This window comes from Shewanella sp. SM95, from assembly GCF_025653595.1.
In the GTDB taxonomy this organism is placed as follows: Bacteria; Pseudomonadota; Gammaproteobacteria; order Enterobacterales; family Shewanellaceae; genus Shewanella; species Shewanella oncorhynchi.
The window spans coordinates 26,315-43,077 of the sequence record NZ_JAKKSE010000026.1 but is presented as its reverse complement, the minus strand read 5'-3'; the positions used below and the strand labels follow the sequence as shown (position 1 = coordinate 43,077).

Annotated in this window: 13 protein-coding genes; 10 read left to right on the top strand and 3 right to left on the bottom strand. The window is 44.6% G+C overall.

The features are described 5' to 3' along the window. Positions 1 to 29: 29 nt before the first annotated feature. From L5M29_RS20505 to L5M29_RS20490, 4 genes are all read left to right on the top strand, one after another. The gene (locus tag L5M29_RS20505; RefSeq protein WP_259216115.1) at positions 30 to 521 is read left to right on the top strand and encodes a hypothetical protein; all 492 of its coding nucleotides are present in this window, start codon (positions 30 to 32) and stop codon (positions 519 to 521) included. 68 nt (positions 522 to 589) lie between these two features. Then, the gene (locus tag L5M29_RS20500) at positions 590 to 2,584 is read left to right on the top strand and encodes a helicase-related protein (protein ID WP_263169767.1); all 1,995 of its coding nucleotides are present in this window, start codon (positions 590 to 592) and stop codon (positions 2,582 to 2,584) included. A gap of 55 nt (positions 2,585 to 2,639) precedes the next feature. Beyond that, positions 2,640 to 3,545, top strand: a complete 906-nt coding sequence (locus L5M29_RS20495) for a thioredoxin fold domain-containing protein (RefSeq protein ID WP_263169764.1) — start codon at positions 2,640 to 2,642, stop codon at positions 3,543 to 3,545. A gap of 185 nt (positions 3,546 to 3,730) precedes the next feature. Further along, positions 3,731 to 7,975, top strand: coding sequence for an Ig-like domain-containing protein (locus L5M29_RS20490; protein WP_263169762.1), 4,245 nt, complete (start codon positions 3,731 to 3,733; stop codon positions 7,973 to 7,975). Between the two features lie 132 nt (positions 7,976 to 8,107). On the opposite strand, the gene L5M29_RS20485 is transcribed toward L5M29_RS20490, so the two are convergent. After that, positions 8,108 to 8,470, bottom strand: a complete 363-nt coding sequence (locus tag L5M29_RS20485; protein WP_263169758.1) for a hypothetical protein — start codon at positions 8,468 to 8,470, stop codon at positions 8,108 to 8,110. 106 nt (positions 8,471 to 8,576) lie between these two features. Beyond that, entirely contained in the window at positions 8,577 to 9,536 is a 960-nt protein-coding gene (locus L5M29_RS20480; RefSeq protein ID WP_014609905.1) for an integron integrase, read from the bottom strand. A gap of 331 nt (positions 9,537 to 9,867) precedes the next feature. Here L5M29_RS20480 and L5M29_RS20475 point away from each other — a divergent pair, with 331 nt between their 5' ends. From L5M29_RS20475 to L5M29_RS20465, 3 genes are all read left to right on the top strand, one after another. Next, positions 9,868 to 10,419: a hypothetical protein gene (locus L5M29_RS20475; RefSeq protein ID WP_248085094.1), complete on the top strand. Its 552-nt coding sequence runs from the start codon at positions 9,868 to 9,870 to the stop codon at positions 10,417 to 10,419. 119 nt (positions 10,420 to 10,538) lie between these two features. Continuing rightward, complete coding sequence (locus tag L5M29_RS20470) at positions 10,539 to 10,745, top strand: hypothetical protein (RefSeq protein ID WP_263169753.1); 207 nt, start codon at positions 10,539 to 10,541, stop codon at positions 10,743 to 10,745. A gap of 69 nt (positions 10,746 to 10,814) precedes the next feature. Next, positions 10,815 to 11,372, top strand: a complete 558-nt coding sequence (locus L5M29_RS20465; protein WP_263169750.1) for a hypothetical protein — start codon at positions 10,815 to 10,817, stop codon at positions 11,370 to 11,372. 59 nt (positions 11,373 to 11,431) lie between these two features. On the opposite strand, the gene ltrA is transcribed toward L5M29_RS20465, so the two are convergent. Beyond that, on the bottom strand, positions 11,432 to 12,781 hold the full coding sequence (gene ltrA, locus L5M29_RS20460; RefSeq protein WP_263169747.1) for a group II intron reverse transcriptase/maturase: 1,350 nt from the start codon (positions 12,779 to 12,781) through the stop codon (positions 11,432 to 11,434). Between the two features lie 1,051 nt (positions 12,782 to 13,832). On the opposite strand from ltrA, the gene lepB reads away from it, so the two are divergent. Genes lepB through L5M29_RS20445 form a run of 3 tightly spaced genes read left to right on the top strand, consistent with a single transcriptional unit; the run spans position 13,833 to position 16,763 of the window. Continuing rightward, complete coding sequence (gene lepB / locus L5M29_RS20455) at positions 13,833 to 14,339, top strand: signal peptidase I (protein ID WP_263169745.1); 507 nt, start codon at positions 13,833 to 13,835, stop codon at positions 14,337 to 14,339. After that, positions 14,320 to 15,615 carry a TrbC family F-type conjugative pilus assembly protein gene (locus L5M29_RS20450; protein WP_263169743.1) on the top strand — a complete coding sequence of 432 codons (1,296 nt, stop codon included), beginning with the start codon at positions 14,320 to 14,322 and terminating at the stop codon, positions 15,613 to 15,615. Before lepB ends, L5M29_RS20450 begins: the two co-directional genes overlap by 20 nt. Next, the gene (locus L5M29_RS20445; protein ID WP_181159871.1) at positions 15,612 to 16,763 is read left to right on the top strand and encodes a TraU family protein; all 1,152 of its coding nucleotides are present in this window, start codon (positions 15,612 to 15,614) and stop codon (positions 16,761 to 16,763) included. The genes L5M29_RS20450 and L5M29_RS20445 overlap by 4 nt, the downstream gene beginning before the upstream one ends.

Sequence of the window (16,763 nt, the reverse complement as noted above, 5' to 3'; positions counted from 1 at the left end):
GTATAAACTACTTTAACTATGGGGGTCGCATGTTGAGAAATATAAATTGTATGGTGTTAGGTTTGATGTTGGCTGTTTTTTATTCGTTCACGGCGCCAGCATTCGCATCACCCGCGCCTAATGAGGCTGAAAGCTGTGCTGTTGCTATGGCCCAGTTTCGCTATTACGCACATGGTTATGAGACTGGGGCTAAATGGATCCCAGGCAGTTTAGAGGCACCTAAGTACGCTGAAAGCGAAGTCAATCCAGAAGGGGTGATTATTGATTATTATATTGCTAAAGAGTACACCGAGGGTAGCAATCAGATCCCTGTTGAAATTACTCGTCGATTAATTCACACGGCATATAACAACTATCAATCGGGTCATAGCGCATCGTTTGGGAGCTACTGGACGTTGGCCTCGTGTATGGGGGTTATTAATAAGCCAATCGAGTTCCTAGGACGCTGTGACGAAAGAGAAGCGCAGCCGACGAAAAGGGGATTCCAAGAATTCGTGCAGTGTGCTAGTCCCAACAGCTAATTCTCAAAATTTGCCTCAATCAAGAAGCGTGATCTAATGGAGACATAGAACACGAATCGGATTGGGGCATGACAGACACGTCTTTAGAGCAATTATCCAAGTTTGGCATAACTGAGTTATGGCAAGTTGGACTTGTAATGCCTCTGCAATACAAAGATTTACGCCTTGTTCAATATGACTTGAATCCCTATCAAGGCTTCTCTGGGATGACGCTTTTCGGCGGTCATATTCACTCCGTATCTGACATCAAGTTAGGACGCACTAAAAAACGCAGTCCCTTCATCATTGTTGAGCTGACAGACCAACAGGGGTTCCGACTGAAAACCTTCGTTTACGACACAGCTGAAAACCTAAAATCGTTGAGCAACGGGCTCGCGATGGCTAATCAGCATCACCCTATCTATGTCTATGGCTTACCGGAATATCAAAACCAACAACTGATTTTAAAAAATCAGGAGTTTATTGCCCCCGATGATTTAGGGCGGTTGCATGTGTGCTATGAACTGGCCAAGGGAAGGAGCAAAGCGGAACCCAAGGTAATCGATTTCCTCAGCCGCTTACTGTCAGAACGTGATGTTATCAAGGAGTGTGCTGACAAGATTAGAGATCTGCTTTCAGCTACCGCTGTAAGTAACAAACGACTAAAGCAATTTCTGGGTGCAGCCCCGAGTGACAACATCGAGCAGATGTTACAGGAGATCCATTTCCCCGATTGTGTTCAACGAGGTTACGCACGGATTCGGCAAGTTAGTAAGTTAGCAGCAGTCCTCATTGGTGCAGAGGCAAAGAAATTGGCGTCACAGTGGGGAGTAAAGCGTGTCCCGTTGCAGTTTGAGTCAGAGGCGATAGATAACCGCATTAAATCGTTACCATTCCAAATGACCGAGGAACAAAAATCCGCGGCATTAAGTATGGTCGCGCAAATGACCACGGCAGTATCTCAACACATGATGTTAATTGGTGACGTTGGCACCGGAAAAAGCTGTGTGATTGGCACCTGTGCCGCCTCAGTTGTGGATGCTGGTGGGCGAGTGGCCATTATGCTGCCTACTTCGAATTTAGCGCGTCAGTTACATCGAGAGTTCTCTGAGTATTACCCTGACATCAGCCCGACGTTAGTCATTGAAGGGGAGATCATTGAAGAGATTTCCCAATGTCGAATGTTGATTGGTACCACGGCGATTTTACACAAACAGTGGCCATTCACATTTGATCTGACCGTCGTGGATGAACAGCACAAGTTTTCAGTAGAACAGCGTGAGCTTTTTTGCGCTGACGGGGCGCATTTACTGGAATCGACAGCAACCCCAGTACCGCGAACTGCGGCTTTGCTGAAACATGGAGTGCTGAAGGTATACGAGCTAAAGCATTGCTTCGTAGATAAGCGTATTGAGAGTCGTTTGTTAGAGCATTACGCAGGTCGAGACTTGGCAATAAGAGCGTTAAAAACGCTTCAAAGCGGCCAAAAGTTATTGATCGTTTGCGCCCTTAAAGATGAAAGCAAGTGTGAGGCATTTGCGGATATTCAGAATGCGACAGAGGCATACGAGAAATGGTGCCGATTCATCCATAGTAATCGTCACGTCCTGCCGGATGGTAGCGGGGTAGTTCTGGCGCATGGAGGGCTAACAAACGAAGAAAATGCTGCGGCAATCGATGCGCTCAATACGGGTGATGCAAACGTGCTGGTAGCGACGACATTAGTTGAAACTGGGCTGACGATTAAAGGGTTAACCCACTGCATTGTGATGAATCCAGACAGGCTAGGTCTCGTCCAACTCCATCAGCTTAGAGGGCGCTTAGCAAGGCACGGAGGGGTAGGGTACTTTGATTTACTGTTACCCCTTGAAATAAGCCCAAAATCAAAGGATAGGCTAGAGTTAATTTCTCAAATTTCTCATGGCGTGACGCTAGCGATTGAGGACATGAAATTAAGAGGATTTGGCGATTTAACCAAATCAGGTCGCTCGCAAACGGGAGTTAATCAGCGATATTTGTTCGGTTACAAAATCAATCTTGATGATTTAAACGATGCAATTGAGTTGATTGATACCTCAAGTTAGGTCAGAATCAACACAATTTTATTAACTCAAGAGCTTTATGGTTTATGGGTAAGGTATGAAACTACAATCGTTAAGTAAAAAATCGTTCATCGCATTTATTGTCATCTTGGCTCTTGCCCTTCTCGTTTGGGTAGTGAGCCAGTTCAACAGCTATAAAACATCACTACCAACGGGTGTCGCCAAAGATGGCCCTCCGGCCCTAGCAACTTTGTTAAGCAGTAACGCCAATAACAAAGTGATCCAGAAATGGAGTGTCACCGACGGTTCGCAAAATATCACGGGTTGGCTGGTGGATCTGAGTGGCCAAAAACAAATTTATTGGAGCACGGGCGACTTTGTTATTGCTGGTGGTCTGGTGGATGCGAATGGCGTCAACTTAACGGAGCAGTGGGCGACGACGCTGGGCATCTCCGAAGCCGATAGGAATCAGCCACAACAAGCAGGTCGAGCACAACGCGCACCTGTTGCTCAGCAAACTTACACTGAGCAGGATTGGCAAAGTCTCACTGCGGCGAAATACATTCAACTGGGCTATGAACAAGCGTCAGCTGAGAAAGCGATTTATGTATTCTTTGAACCCTTCTGTAGTGCTTGCAGTAGCTTACTCGCACGTTTGAAACCCGAGATTGAAAGCAAACAGTTGGATGTGCGCTTGGTGCCGTTAGCGTGGATCAGCGCCAACTCTGTCCCAGCAATCCAAGCCATGATTGATGGCGGTAAGGAGGCGGTGTGGAAGCACGAAGAGGCGAAGCAAACTAAAGCTGCTTATGCCACTGCAACTCCAACCCCAGAAACTAAGATGGCCATCATCCAAAACTCTGAGCTCATGGGTACACTGGGCATCCAAGGTACGCCGACGCTGTTTTATCGCAATGGTGGTGAAATGGTCAAAGTGGTGAATAACTTTGCCGCAATCTCCCAAGCCATAAACTCGCTACAACTCACCGCATCAGTCAATTAATTTCCCAACTCCATAAGGAGATCCCATATTGGGATCTCCTTGGTATTATAAGCACATTTGATTAATTTAATGTGCATTAATTCATCGCAAAATTCCCATTAATTGCTCAAAAAAGGGGTAAATAAATTTATCCATTTATATAATTCTGATAACCTATGTAATCATAAAAAAATGTTGGGTTCAGAATGCGCGACTTAACTTTCAGTAAATCCGCTATAGCGCTACTTATACTAGCGCAATCGGCGTGGTCATTTAACGCTTTAGCTGTATCCGGTGTAACCATCACTGGTGAACTGTCTGCAAAAATGCCCGAAATCGTCTTGACCCCACCTTCAGGAGTGGTGGCTAACGTCCAGCAGGTGCAAATCAAACCAACTCAAGGAACCGGTGCGGGTTGTAGCTTAACGACGGATGTAGCGGCGGCAAAAGCCTTTACGCAGTCCCAAGGTAACATGCTCTGTTTACTGGAGTGGAGCTTGCCATCAGGGTTAAGCACTTACAGCGATGGTATTCAGGGTTACTTTAATAACTCTGGCAATAACATCATCGGGTATACCGTAAGTATTTATTCTGGCAGTGGCAGTGAAAAAGTGCTGGTTGAAACAGGCTCGATGACTGTGGAAGCGGCGCAAGCTATTTCCCCAAACATCGTTGAAATCGTAAGTGACTTAACCACTGGTATCCAGTTAGGCTCGGACGTAACCAGCAACAGCAAGGGAAACATCCTCAAAACCGTCCAAGTTAAGACCGATTCAAGGCCATATACCCAAGTAGTTAATGCGCCGAGTCTCGGGGCGTGTACCATCCCGATTGGCAGCACATCATGTACCATGTCCACAGCTGGCACGACTATTGTCACCGACACAAGCAGTTCGACGGGCTCAACCAACTACAGCATTAGCGTGGATTCGGATAATGGCTATTTCAAAACCATCAATGGCCAATATCAGTCGCAATACAATCTCGCGTGGGACTTCAGGACCGCGACACTCGACGATTATATGATGCAAGCGGTGGCCTCGGGTAACGAGGTGCCAATCACTAAAACATTTGCAGACGGCACGACACTAACTATCGAGAACGAAAAAGCGCTATTAACAGTAGCTACCCCTCACGCGGGTAAATCCGGTACGTGGTGGCATCCACAGGCGACTATTACGTTAAAACCAGATCCACAGTATTCAATTAAACAACCAAGCTATAACCTGGCTGGAAATGACATTCTCTCTACCGATGTTATTACCTTACCTTCGGGAGAACTTAAGCTGAGCCCTAAGCTCGTTGAGCAGCATACGGATGTATGGGCATTCGAGTTTGACCTGTCTTCACTTCCAGATGGCGTTTACATCCCATACGCGACGTTGACGGACGCTTACAGCAACACATGGGAAGGTGTCGTAGGTGAGTCCAGTAACATCGATAGAAATCCTCCAACTATCAGGATTTACAACACTAACGGCGGCATTGTTAATGCTGCCGACCCTATTTATTTCTTTGATGATATTCTCGTTGCGGCTGTTGATTCCATGTCTGGTGGGGGGAAGGTAATTGCTGCGTCAGTGGATGGCCAATCAGTTCTTGGAGATGGTATTGATGAAGGGATTGAGTATTTAAAAATGCTCAAAACTCCAGATACTCCATTAGAGCCCAATACTGATAAATTACTATCCGTGGTAGTCCAAGATAATGCTGGTAACACATCAGTTCAGGAAGTCTCAATTCGATATATGCCAGTAAAATGGCAGATTGACGACAGAAGCCAGACTTATAGAAGAGGTGTTCAAGCGGTCTCTATGCCACTCAAAAACACCGAGGGGGTTGGTTGTCGCATGTATGCCTCAGCTGAGCAGGCACGTAAAGCTGGTGGTCAGTTAAATTATCGCTGTTTTATAGAATGGCTACTATTCCCTGATGGCACCGGCTCTCAATGGTCTAACTCTCAGCAAGTGCTCGCGGGTACGTTCCAAAAAGCGACCAGTACATCCTCACTTAACGAGGCTAAGTACAAGGTTTGGATGATCAACCGAAAAAACTCAGAAGCGCTCAGCTTTGTGGGTTCGCAAGTATTTAAAGTGACTGAGCCGGAGCCGCCAGTAGTAACTGTTGCTAAATACCGTGAATTTAAACCTGACATTTTTACGACGACAGTTGATGGTGGGGTGATTACCACCACGTCAGCTGAGTTTATTAACGGTGATTTAACTTTTTCAATCACCAGCAGTGATGGCTCTCAGGTGTCATACCCTTACACACAATCAGGCTCTGCTCAGTCTAAAAAGCGGATTGGTAAAGTTTTAAGTGTGGGGGCATCTGCCTTGTGGACCTCAAGAGATATTGAGTTAAAAGCTCAGTACACCGGGGACAAAACCGCGTTAGGAACTAAGAAGGTTAAAGTTCTGACTGTGCCAGCTAACACTATTGTAGCGAAGCTAGAAACCCCCGAGGTACTTCAAAACACTCAGTCTACGATCACTGCTAAAGTGAGTATTGGCTCTCTGGACTTCTTAACTCGAAAAATGACTTACGATAAAGATACTATGGGTGATTGGTCTGCAGTCATTGCATTGGAGTCGCGAAACAAAGAAGGTACTAGCTATCAAAACCTAACAGATCCATTAAAGCTTAACAGTGAAGGTGTGGCATCTGCGGAAATCCCATTAAAGGACTTTTCTATTGGCAGTTCTCGCTTAGTGGCTCTTGTGACTGTGGATAGTAAACTGGCTGATTACCAAAAAACGATTAAGAGTAATTCTGCATTTTTCCAGATTTATAAAGGTGAGGCTATTGACGGAGATATCCAGATAAAGCGCATGGCGAGTAAAGCGCCATTCGCGGCTCAACTGCTATACGTACCTAATACACTAGATGACCGTCGTGCTAAAGGCGACGTGACTTGGGAAATGTCGAAAGATAGTGGCGGTACGTGGGAAGAAATTGCCACTAACAAAGACTTTGTTCAAATCCTGTTATCGACAAAAGGGATCTACCAATTTAGAGCGCAGATTGCGAACAAATACAGTGGAATTAGAACAACCACTGATTTTCAAGAGGTGTTGGTGTACGAGCAACCTGATCTGAAGATTGAAGGGGTTAGTGCATTGCATAGTGGTGAAACTGGTGAGTACAAACTTCTGGATAATGACGAATCTATCGACTTGACTTCAACGGAGGTCCAATGGTCTTTAGATGCTGTGAACTGGGTTAATGGTGATGATAGTTTTACATTAACAATGGACAAGGATACTCGCTATAACGTTTATGCTCGCGCTGCTTACGTGAATACTGAGCTGGCTGGTGATGCTAGATTCTCGAAGGCTACTAAGATTGTACGAGCTGCACGATTACAACCTGTGAGAATGTCGTTGCCAGTAATCAAGGCGATGGAAGAAGGTGTACCCTACACACTAGATGTGACAACTACCTTAGCTGATACTGCCGCAGGTACTCCAATCATTACAGAATGGACTTTGCCGGACGGTACTAAAACTCTATCACCATCTATTACTTACACCCCAACAGCGGCAGATGTCACTAATAAGCTGGTTACACTTCAAGTCAGAGCATGGGCAGAGGGGTATCAGGCAGAGACAGAAAACCTGAAACGGTTAACGCCTGCTGCATGGAGATATACTTTCCCATCTTTTGAGATCATCAGCAAAACGAACAGTAGTTACGCCCCAACTTCTGGTTCAATGTTGATTAACACACCGACAGATCTCCCTCCTTACTATTCAGGAGTGACTTTCTCAGTAGAATGGAAAATCCCTGAGACATTTGAAGTGGTTCGTAAGTCAGATAAGCAAGTGGTTTTCAATGTGACGAAAGCGGGAACCGAGAATGTTCAAGCTACGGTCACCGATAACAGAGGAAACGCTAAGGTGATTTCAAGCTATATCGGCACAAACCAAGCGCCGGAGCCCCAGTTGAGCATTGAGCCACGTTATAGCAACACTATGATGCGCGAGCCATTAACCGTGATAGCAAACTTGTCAGGCAAAATGGGACATCCATTAGACAGAATCAACACGGTTAGTTGGTATCTAGATGGCAAGCTGGTGGAGCCTACCAATCTGAGGGTGATGGTAAGTGGTGTTGAAGCGGGTGTTCACAAACTAAAAGCGGTTATGACATCCGTATTCAACATCCAACGGGAGTACGAAATGGAAATCCCCGTTGCCAAAAACGTAGAACCCAAATGTAACGTGAAGGAAAGCAATTATTCCAACATTCTCCGACTCGATCTGATATGTACTGACGAAGATGGTAAGATGGCGAAATACGAGTGGAACATTAACGGTGAAGTATCACCCTACATTGGCTCTTATATTTACGTAAGTAAGTCAACTGGTTATAGTGCTGTGATTATCGCTAGAGGCGTGGATGACTCTGGCGCTTACTCAAATTCAATTGAGAAAAGCTACTCTTATTAATTAGTTTTGATCCTGTTGAGAATCCCGCCCCCTCGGCGGGATTTTTTTGGAACGGTGAAATCGGCGCATAAAAAAACCGAGGTGGTTGAGGCCTCGGTAAAGTGGGTAGCAAAGGAAAAGGTGAAATCAGCTTTAGGCGGTAGCTCGTTGTTTTGCCAAGGTATGCACTAAAAGGCTTGAAATTTCAGACAGTGAATCGTTAGCACCAACTTGAGTATCGATTTCAATTTGTTGATAGTAACCCAAGACGCATGTGTCATCATGCTTGCTCGTGCTGTTAAAGAAACAAAATGTCGGGTCTAAGTAGTAATCACTACGTTTCAACCATCGATGCTCAAGCGCAATGGCGTCATCCCCGATAGCGATAATGACGATACCCTGAACGATTGTGCGTTTATATAATAGTTTGATAATTCTTAATAATGTTTGATCATTTATATAATAGTTTGATATTTTTTGGCTCTTTTGGTGAATGTGCGGATTAAGAGTTAGCACATTTTTGCCCCATTGCGCGTTATCGGGGCTACTGACAATTAACTCTACAAGCTGTAAGTAGACCAAATTTTAGTAATGCTTCTGAGTTTCGAAAGGACTCTGACATTTATAATGTGTCTAACGGGCTAGTTGTCCCCGCAAAATGTTGGCCAAGTACATGTGTATAGATTTGTGTGGTACTAACGTCATTGTGGCCCAGTAACTCTTGAACACTTCTTATATCACGACCAGCTTGAAGTAAATGGGTTGCGAAGCTATGCCTAAACGTATGGCAGGTGACGCGTTTATTCATTTGAATATTACGCACGGCATTCCCGAGCGCTTTACGAATAACACTTTGATGTAAATGATGCCTGCAAAGTGTTCCTGTATAAGGATTGATACAGGTTGTGCTGGAAGGGAAAATAAACATCCACCCGTGTTGCCTAAACGCATTGGGATACTTACGTTCTAATGCATTTGGCAGAGATGGACCTATCCCTTGCTGGTTATCATTCTGTTGAATTTTAATAGCCTTTTCAATATATGTAGTGAGCTTTTCTGCGCATCTATGGCTGAGGATGGTTTGCCTATCTTTATGTCCTTTACCGTCTCTAACGGTCAGCGAAGCTCTCTCAATATCAATATCTTGGATACGTAACCTGAGGCATTCTGAAACTCTTAGTCCACTACCATAGAGTAGTTCTATTATTAGCCTATCGCGGCCATCAAGTTCATTTAGTATTAGTGAGATTTCTAATGGGGATAACACTGTCGGTAAATGTCTCTGTTTAGTGGCATAGCAAAAACCTAAATCCCCAAGCTCATGGTGCAAATGCTTCTGATACAAATAGGCTAATGCGTTAAGTGCAATTTTTTGTGTGTTGATGGCCACATTTCGTTGATTGGCAAGGAAGGTTAAAAATTGTGTAACTTCTTCCGTTCCCATTGTTTCAGGGTGACGCTTGTCGTGAAAGTTAATAAAGGCCTTGATCCAATAGAGATAGGTTTTTTCCGTTCTAATACTGTAACCACGCATACGCATTTCTTCTTGAAGGCCGCTTAGAAATGGGCTTTTTAGACTCATGATAACCCTCGTCCTTAAATACTGTTATTTTATACAGTATTATTTGAAATTCCCGGATATCAAGGAAAATAGTGAAAAAATTTTGCGCGTTTGTACGTGTGCTAATTCATATAATTAATTTATATCAATATGTTATGTGTTTGCGATTTGAGATAATAGGTTTGGAAAACGCGCATGCGCGTTTTTCCAGATAGTATATTTGAAGAGAAGCTGATAAGTTATTTGCAATACAAGTAGTTAACTGTGCGCGTTTTCACTGGTCCAACGAGGTAAACGCGCATGCGCACTAATAAAATGTTAAATAGATTCAACTAACTATGGAGTAAATCACTTGAGTAAAATTAAATTAGGACTTTTTTTATCTATCATATTATTGATGACGGGGTGTGCAATCCCAGTTGATAGATATACGGCTACAGCTGACAATCAAATTAAAATAAAAACATTTCAAAACAAATTAAACGTTGATAAGTTCACTGCGACTAAAACTAATTACAAGGTTCAGTGCCGATTAGCCAATAACGTAGAAATGACTGATGGACGCTCATTTGAAGGTTATATTCAAGATGCAATGATAGAAGAATTGAAAATGGCTGGTGCTTATTCAAAAGATTCTGAAATCTTGATTAAGGGGCATTTAAATGATACAGATGTTAGCTCTGGCGTAACAGATGCTCATTGGACTTTTGATTTAACAATCTCCAATGCAAGCGGTAAAAGTTTTAGTATCCATCACAAGCGAGAATACAGCGCTAGTTTTATGGGGGGAATTGCTTGTGGCTCGGATATGCCAAAATCTTTCCTACCAACAGTACAAGAGCTAATAGGTAAAATCATTAATCACCCTGATTTTGATAGTTTATTTAGCTCAAAAACTATTTAACAAGTTGCTCAAACGGACGCGTAACAGTTGGCCATCGCTTCGCGACTAAGGACAACTGTTACTTAGCCGCTTAGCAAGGCGTTAGGCATTACTCCCCCCCACACACAAGGAACTAATAGATGCAATTTAAGCCCTTGCTTATGGAACTCCTCCAGGCCACTGGATTTTGCACGATCTTGACCTTTTTATTCACGATCGCCTTCCTCGAGAGAAATGATGATATGATTGGGTTCACCTTAGTAGCGCTGGTTTTGGGCGGTATCCCGACCATGCTTGCAAAAAGGTTTATCTTGAGTCTCATAAAGGAGGTGAAAGCGGCGAGTTAATTTCCGCAGGAATTGACTTTGGCTCTTAAACAGGCGTTAGGCGCTCATAAAATTTAGACGGAAGAGTGAATGAAAAAAGAAATCGATGAAATTGGATTTTATGCTGTAGAAGATTGGTCAGTGGAAGATTTCTATACCTTCTTTCATCAATTGAACATTTTATATAACCGACTAGCCGTATTAGAAGACATAAGAGAGAAGAAGAGCCCAGTTAAGTTAAAGAATGCGCTTTATGGTTCGTTGTCAAGAATTCCTATAGAGGAAAGATTGCAGATAAAGTCGGTAGAAATTCATTCGCCTGGCGATTTCAACCTTCTCGGTCTGGACAAAATTATTATTCAAGTTAGAGGATTGATTAAAGATTTAACTTATCAAAATAGATTGGATAGAGAAGCAAAGGAGACCCAACTTCGTCACGATAACGAGATGAACGAAGTAAAGGTGGCCTCCGCCAAGCTAGATCTACTAGAACAACAAATAAAAGTCATGAAGGATCTTGGATATGATCAAGGGCAAATCGATATAGGCATAAAAGCATTGTCGGATCCGCTAGATCAAATTGCGAATATTTCACAAAGAAAACAGGTGACTTTAAAATCGCCTAATCGGGTAGCCGGAGGTATCTAGCCTCCAGCCCCCACACCACCCTGCATGCGGCTCCGCACAGGGCGGTTCATTTAGAACGCCTAACTCACTTTCTGGTTAGGATAATGAACTGCAATCCATCCATCTCTCAGTGAACATAAACCTGCTTTCTTAAGATAGTCATTATTCAGCGCTTGCTGTATCCCGGGTGTTTTAGAGCTACGCCAAGGGCCTTTACTTGTAATACCACAAGCAACAGCTGCTTGGATCCTAACGCCACGTTTAAGTAAGTTTTGTACCTTAGTCCGTGGTTTTCGCCACTGACGCCAGTAGCACATACGAACACGACGACGGATCCAATGGTCTAAATCGACACATCCTTGGTAGGCATTGGCTATGCCAAAGTAGTTGATCCAACCTTGCATGTATTGACGCATTTTAAACAGCTGATAACTCATACTCACGCCCCAATTTCGGTTCGTTAGTCGCCTCATCTTTTGTTTGAAAATGTGCAATGTTTTAGCATGCCACTGGATCTTCCCGCGGTTAAATGTAAACCCTAGGAACTTGCTTTGACCTACCTTAACCACTTGGCTTTTCCGTTCATTAACAACCAGTTTTAGCTTAGTGGCAAGGTAGCGAGTAATGCTCTTTAGTACCCGTTCCCCCGCGCGAATAGACCTTACCAAAATGATAAAGTCGTCCGCGTAGCGGGCGAATTTATGCCCTCGGCTTTCCAGCTCTTTATCCAGACTATCCAGCATAATGTTAGAGAGTAATGGCGAGAGTGGGCCGCCTTGAGGCACGCCTTCGAAGCTTGCTTCAAATTGGTCGTTGATCATCACGCCAGCACGCAGGTATTTACCAATAAGCGCCAGCAGACGCTTATCCTGTACCTTAATCCTCAATTGAGTCATCAACAGGTCGTGATTTACTCGATCAAAGAACTTGGATAGATCAACATCGACGGCAAATTTGCGTTTCTGTTTGATGATATCCCTTACTTGCAGTACCGCTTGTTTGGCATTCCTGTTCGGTCTAAAGCCGAAGCTATTAGCCGAGTAGAAAGGGTCAAACAACGGCGTGAGAATTTGAGCAATGGCTTGCTGTATCACACGGTCAATGACGTTAGGGATCCCTAGTTTGCGTTTACCGCCATCGGGTTTGTCGATCTCTACGCGTCTGACTGCTGAGGGTTGATACTCACCTAGCTCAAGTTGAGTTTTACACTGTTGCCAGCCGCCTTGTTGCATCCAGAGCGGGAAGGCTTCGATGGTCATGCCATCGATGCCTGCCGCGCCTTTATTGGCTTTAACTTGACGCCACGCTCGGTGTAAATTCTCAGGTTCGAGTAGTTGTTGAAATAAATCGCTGTTGAAGGCCGGTTGCAGATCAATACGCTGCTGATAGTAATCGTCTGGCGACGTAGTGGGTATCGACAAGTTTGACAAGACTCCTCCTTCTTCTAAATGTTCAGGCCTTCACCATATCCCAACCATTACGATGGGCGTTGGGCTACTATGCCGTCTGCTGACTTCTGCTTAATCACATGCCGAGTTGCCCCGTCATGCGCTATCGGTTTTCATCTGGTTCGCTCTTTTCAGTCGATGATACTGAAAAGCCAAGGCACTTATAAACCAGAGCCTGACTGGTTATTGACCGATCGCGTGTTAAGCAGATCTCCCCAGATAAGAGCATGAACTTTCTTTGCACTGCTGCATCATTTACGGTGGCCATTAGATCACGTGGTTTCGTCGTCTTGTGCCAACTCACCTCTAGCCTACGCCTCATATGATGTTCTTGTTCATCAGCTCGCAAATTTGCTAGCGGCTTCCTCCAGACCAATCCTCACGGATAAGCCCTTGCCATTCGCTAGTAGTTAACGTTTAATAACAGTATGTTATTGAACGGTGACCTTCCTACAGAGGACTTTCACCTCATTAGTTCATGCCCATGCTGGGCGTACACAAGGCAATTAAAAATCGCCCACAAAAGGCGTGGGCTGGACTCGCTAGCGCTCGCCCTTTATTGCGGCGTTAAATCCTTAAAAAATTTTAATCCGAAACTGAAGAGTTAGAGCAACGGCTCTATCACGCTTTTGTCCAAAAGAGAGTTTGAAAATGATCAAACTTAATTATGAGAAACTGAAATTCGTCCTCAGATAAATTATCAAACAATAGCGGTATTACCGTTCATGACACCCATAATTTTTATCAAACTTTATTATGGTCGTACAACGATGGCATCAGCCCCTAAAATTGAATGTGTTCTACAGCAATTTACAAAACTCTTTCCACACTCAATATGTGTAGATATGCGTTCTAACTCGTCAAGAGACAAGCCAGTAATACTAATCGGTTTAAGTGTAGAGACATCAACTCCCAGTTGATTCCTAATCAATTCTAAATCGTTTGCAGTAGATTCCATCATCGCACTCGTTCTTGCTGATCTGCTCGCTGTCTAGTAATATGCATGAACTTTGTGTTTAAATAAATGTGTATTATGTTCAAGTTCGACAAAGCTAACTGGCGTCATACTTACTTATTTCCGTTCTGCATTGCAGCTGTCATCGCAGCGGCGGTGACGTGGTTCAGTCATGGCTACAAATTGATCTTCGTGTTTAACAGCGATAAGTGCATCCCTGGCTCAGTGTTCGTCGTTGATACACAACAAAAACAGGTGAATACGGGTGAGCTAGTGATGTTCAAATCCCATCAGACGGACATTCTTCCGGCGGGGATTAACATCATAAAGCTGGTGGCAGGTGTGCAAGGGGATCGTGTCGAGGTGGGCCAATTTAGCGTGTCCAACAATAGCCACAAATTTCCGGCGCCCATCGACTCAGCGGCGAAGGCACTAAACATCGACACTAGAACGCTAACAGGTACTCGGACCGTCGAAAAAGACAGGCTTTTTGTGCTAGGCACATTAGCTGGCAGTTATGACAGTCGATTTTTTGGTCCCATCAAAACTCAACAGGTGATTGGTCGTGCATACCTCATTATCTAATAAGCAGTCACTCGTTAGTGCGTTCGCGGCGATTACATTGTCAGTTATCAACTTTAATGCGGTATCGGCCGATGATAACCAGCAGTTCATTTTGGATGCTAAGCGCCAAATGGATGAAGTGCGCAGCCAAATCGAGGCTATGAGACAGAACAATACCCAGCAGCCCCAAGGTGGCCTCCCCGCTGCTTGGGGGCAGCAATCTTACATTTCACAAGCACAAATGCTCACCCAGCAGGCCGATGCGATCAGGCATCAAGTGCTGCCAAAGCCAGAACCTGTCACGCCTGTTGTGCAGCAAGAGATAGCCGCAAACGGAGAGGTATTCATTTTCGCTTCATTCGGTATGCCAGCATACACGCTGAAATCAGCGCTGAGAGCAGCATCTCAAAGCCAAGTTAAAACAACAGTCGTATTTAGAGGCCTGAAAGATGAATCTGAAAGTCTGCGTGATGCCTCCAACGCCATTCATAGAGCGATAGATGAAGCAGATTTAGATGTGACTCCAAGAGTTATCATCGACCCTCGTTTGTTTAATACCTATGCAGTCGAAGTAGCGCCAACAATGGTGTATCGCAACGGTGGCAAAGTGGTTACCGCGACAGGGCTACAGTCATTAGAAGATTTCGTTAAGCAGTCCGAAGGCTTGTTGCAAAGCGGCTCGCTCGGGAAGTTGTCAGACACTTACGATATTACTGAGATGGACATGCTCGAACTTATCCAACAGAAGCTCAAAAAAGTAGATTGGGAAGAGAAAAAGCACGAGGCCGTTAGCCGATTCGTTAACCGTAAAGAGGTTCAGTTGACAGAGAGCCTTAAAGACGAGGATGTGCGTTACAAAATTGACCCGCGTGTTCGCTTTACCCAAGACCAAACAACGCCGGATGGCCAGTATTTTGCCAAGGCCGGTGATGTTGTAGATCCTACGGCATTACTCCAAATGGAAACCCGCTTATTCATGATTGACCCAACCAGTGAGCGTCAGCTGGCGTGGATGAATGATGTACTTTCCGTGACTGAGCACAAGCAAGTTTACGTGCTGCTATCAGCTCTGCCAGCCGGTAGCGATTTAACCGAATTTAACCAGTTGCAGACAAAACTAGGCCGTCGCTTGTACTTGATGCAACCGACGATGGTGTCTCGTTTTCAGCTTGAGCATTTACCCGCATTAGTTGATTTGTTTAAGGGAGAAATCCGCGTCACTGAGATTGGTCAACGAACTCTGAGTAATGCGGGATTACCGACACTATTAGTAGCTCCAAATGGCGGTGCCAAATGATGAAGAAGTTCGCAAAAGTAGCAGTTTTTCTGGCTTCCATGATGTCCGTAAATGTGAGTGCGAACAGTATGCCGGACTCGGTTTGCCCCGATGCTGGCTATTTCTCAAACCTGATTAACTCCTTTTGCTGGTCATGTACGCTACCTTTTAATCTCGCCGGATTCTCGGACAATGTGCCTAAAGGGGCTAATTCGAGTCGTTTATGCTCATGTTCGGATGCTCTGGGTGTGCCGGAGCTTGGGGTATCTCTGGGTTACTGGTCACCTGATCATTTAGTTGAAGTCTCTGCAACGCCATGGTGCAGTCCAACGCTAGGTGGAACCTTGCTACAAAATGACATGACGATGCGGGGGAGGGCATCCAACCCTGATACTCAATCTGCCGAAACGGTATCGTTCTTACATTACAACTACATCATCAATCCGGTTTTCAAGATGTTAGGTCTTTTCTTGTTGCCTGAGTGCGACACATCCCCTGGTTACTTTGACCTCGATATTGCGTACATGTCAATTCTCGATGTCACCTACGAAAACTCGGCGCTATCATTTCTGTTCACTCCTGACGCAATTCCTATTGCGAATCCTGTTGGCCGCGCCATTTGTGTTGCCGATGGGATGATCACTGCTAGTAGCGGCAGTGCTAACGAGGCACTGTGGTTCTGCGCTGGTTTAGATGGTCCCTTGTATCCATTAACCGGCTTTATTGGGGCCGACAATGATTTTATCCGCAATACTCAGTTAATCACGACTCGTTCACTTGCTGCGCTACATCGCAGGGGGTTAGCGCGAAAAACTTACGGTAAAGAGGCGATGTGTAACGCCGAGTACAGTCCAATGATCCCTAAGGCGCAGTACAAAATTTCTATGATGTATCCGTCTCCTGAAGCTAATCCTGCAGCAGCATCAGCTGTGAAACCCACGAAGGCTTTTAATATTGAGGATCTACAAAATCCTGAAACTGGCAATTACGACAACAGCGAAGATAAAAATAAATCAACCCTAGATGGTTCATGGGATGAATGTTGTCACCCTCTCGGTTGGCCTACGATTTGGTGGGGTTCAGGTAGAAAGTCTCCTGGTAATGGAAAAGACCAACACGCGGTTTATTCAATTTTCAGATACACCGATTGCTGTGTGAGGGTTCAATAA

Coding starts and splice junctions, on each gene's coding strand:
- L5M29_RS20505 (WP_259216115.1), top strand. CDS start 30: ATGTTGAGAAATATAAATTGTATGGTGTTAGGTTTGATGTTGGCTGTT.
- L5M29_RS20500 (WP_263169767.1), top strand. CDS start 590: ATGACAGACACGTCTTTAGAGCAATTATCCAAGTTTGGCATAACTGAG.
- L5M29_RS20495 (WP_263169764.1), top strand. CDS start 2,640: ATGAAACTACAATCGTTAAGTAAAAAATCGTTCATCGCATTTATTGTC.
- L5M29_RS20490 (WP_263169762.1), top strand. CDS start 3,731: ATGCGCGACTTAACTTTCAGTAAATCCGCTATAGCGCTACTTATACTA.
- L5M29_RS20480 (WP_014609905.1), bottom strand. CDS start 9,536: ATGAGTCTAAAAAGCCCATTTCTAAGCGGCCTTCAAGAAGAAATGCGT.
- L5M29_RS20470 (WP_263169753.1), top strand. CDS start 10,539: ATGCAATTTAAGCCCTTGCTTATGGAACTCCTCCAGGCCACTGGATTT.
- L5M29_RS20465 (WP_263169750.1), top strand. CDS start 10,815: ATGAAAAAAGAAATCGATGAAATTGGATTTTATGCTGTAGAAGATTGG.
- lepB (WP_263169745.1), top strand. CDS start 13,833: ATGTTCAAGTTCGACAAAGCTAACTGGCGTCATACTTACTTATTTCCG.
- L5M29_RS20445 (WP_181159871.1), top strand. CDS start 15,612: ATGATGAAGAAGTTCGCAAAAGTAGCAGTTTTTCTGGCTTCCATGATG.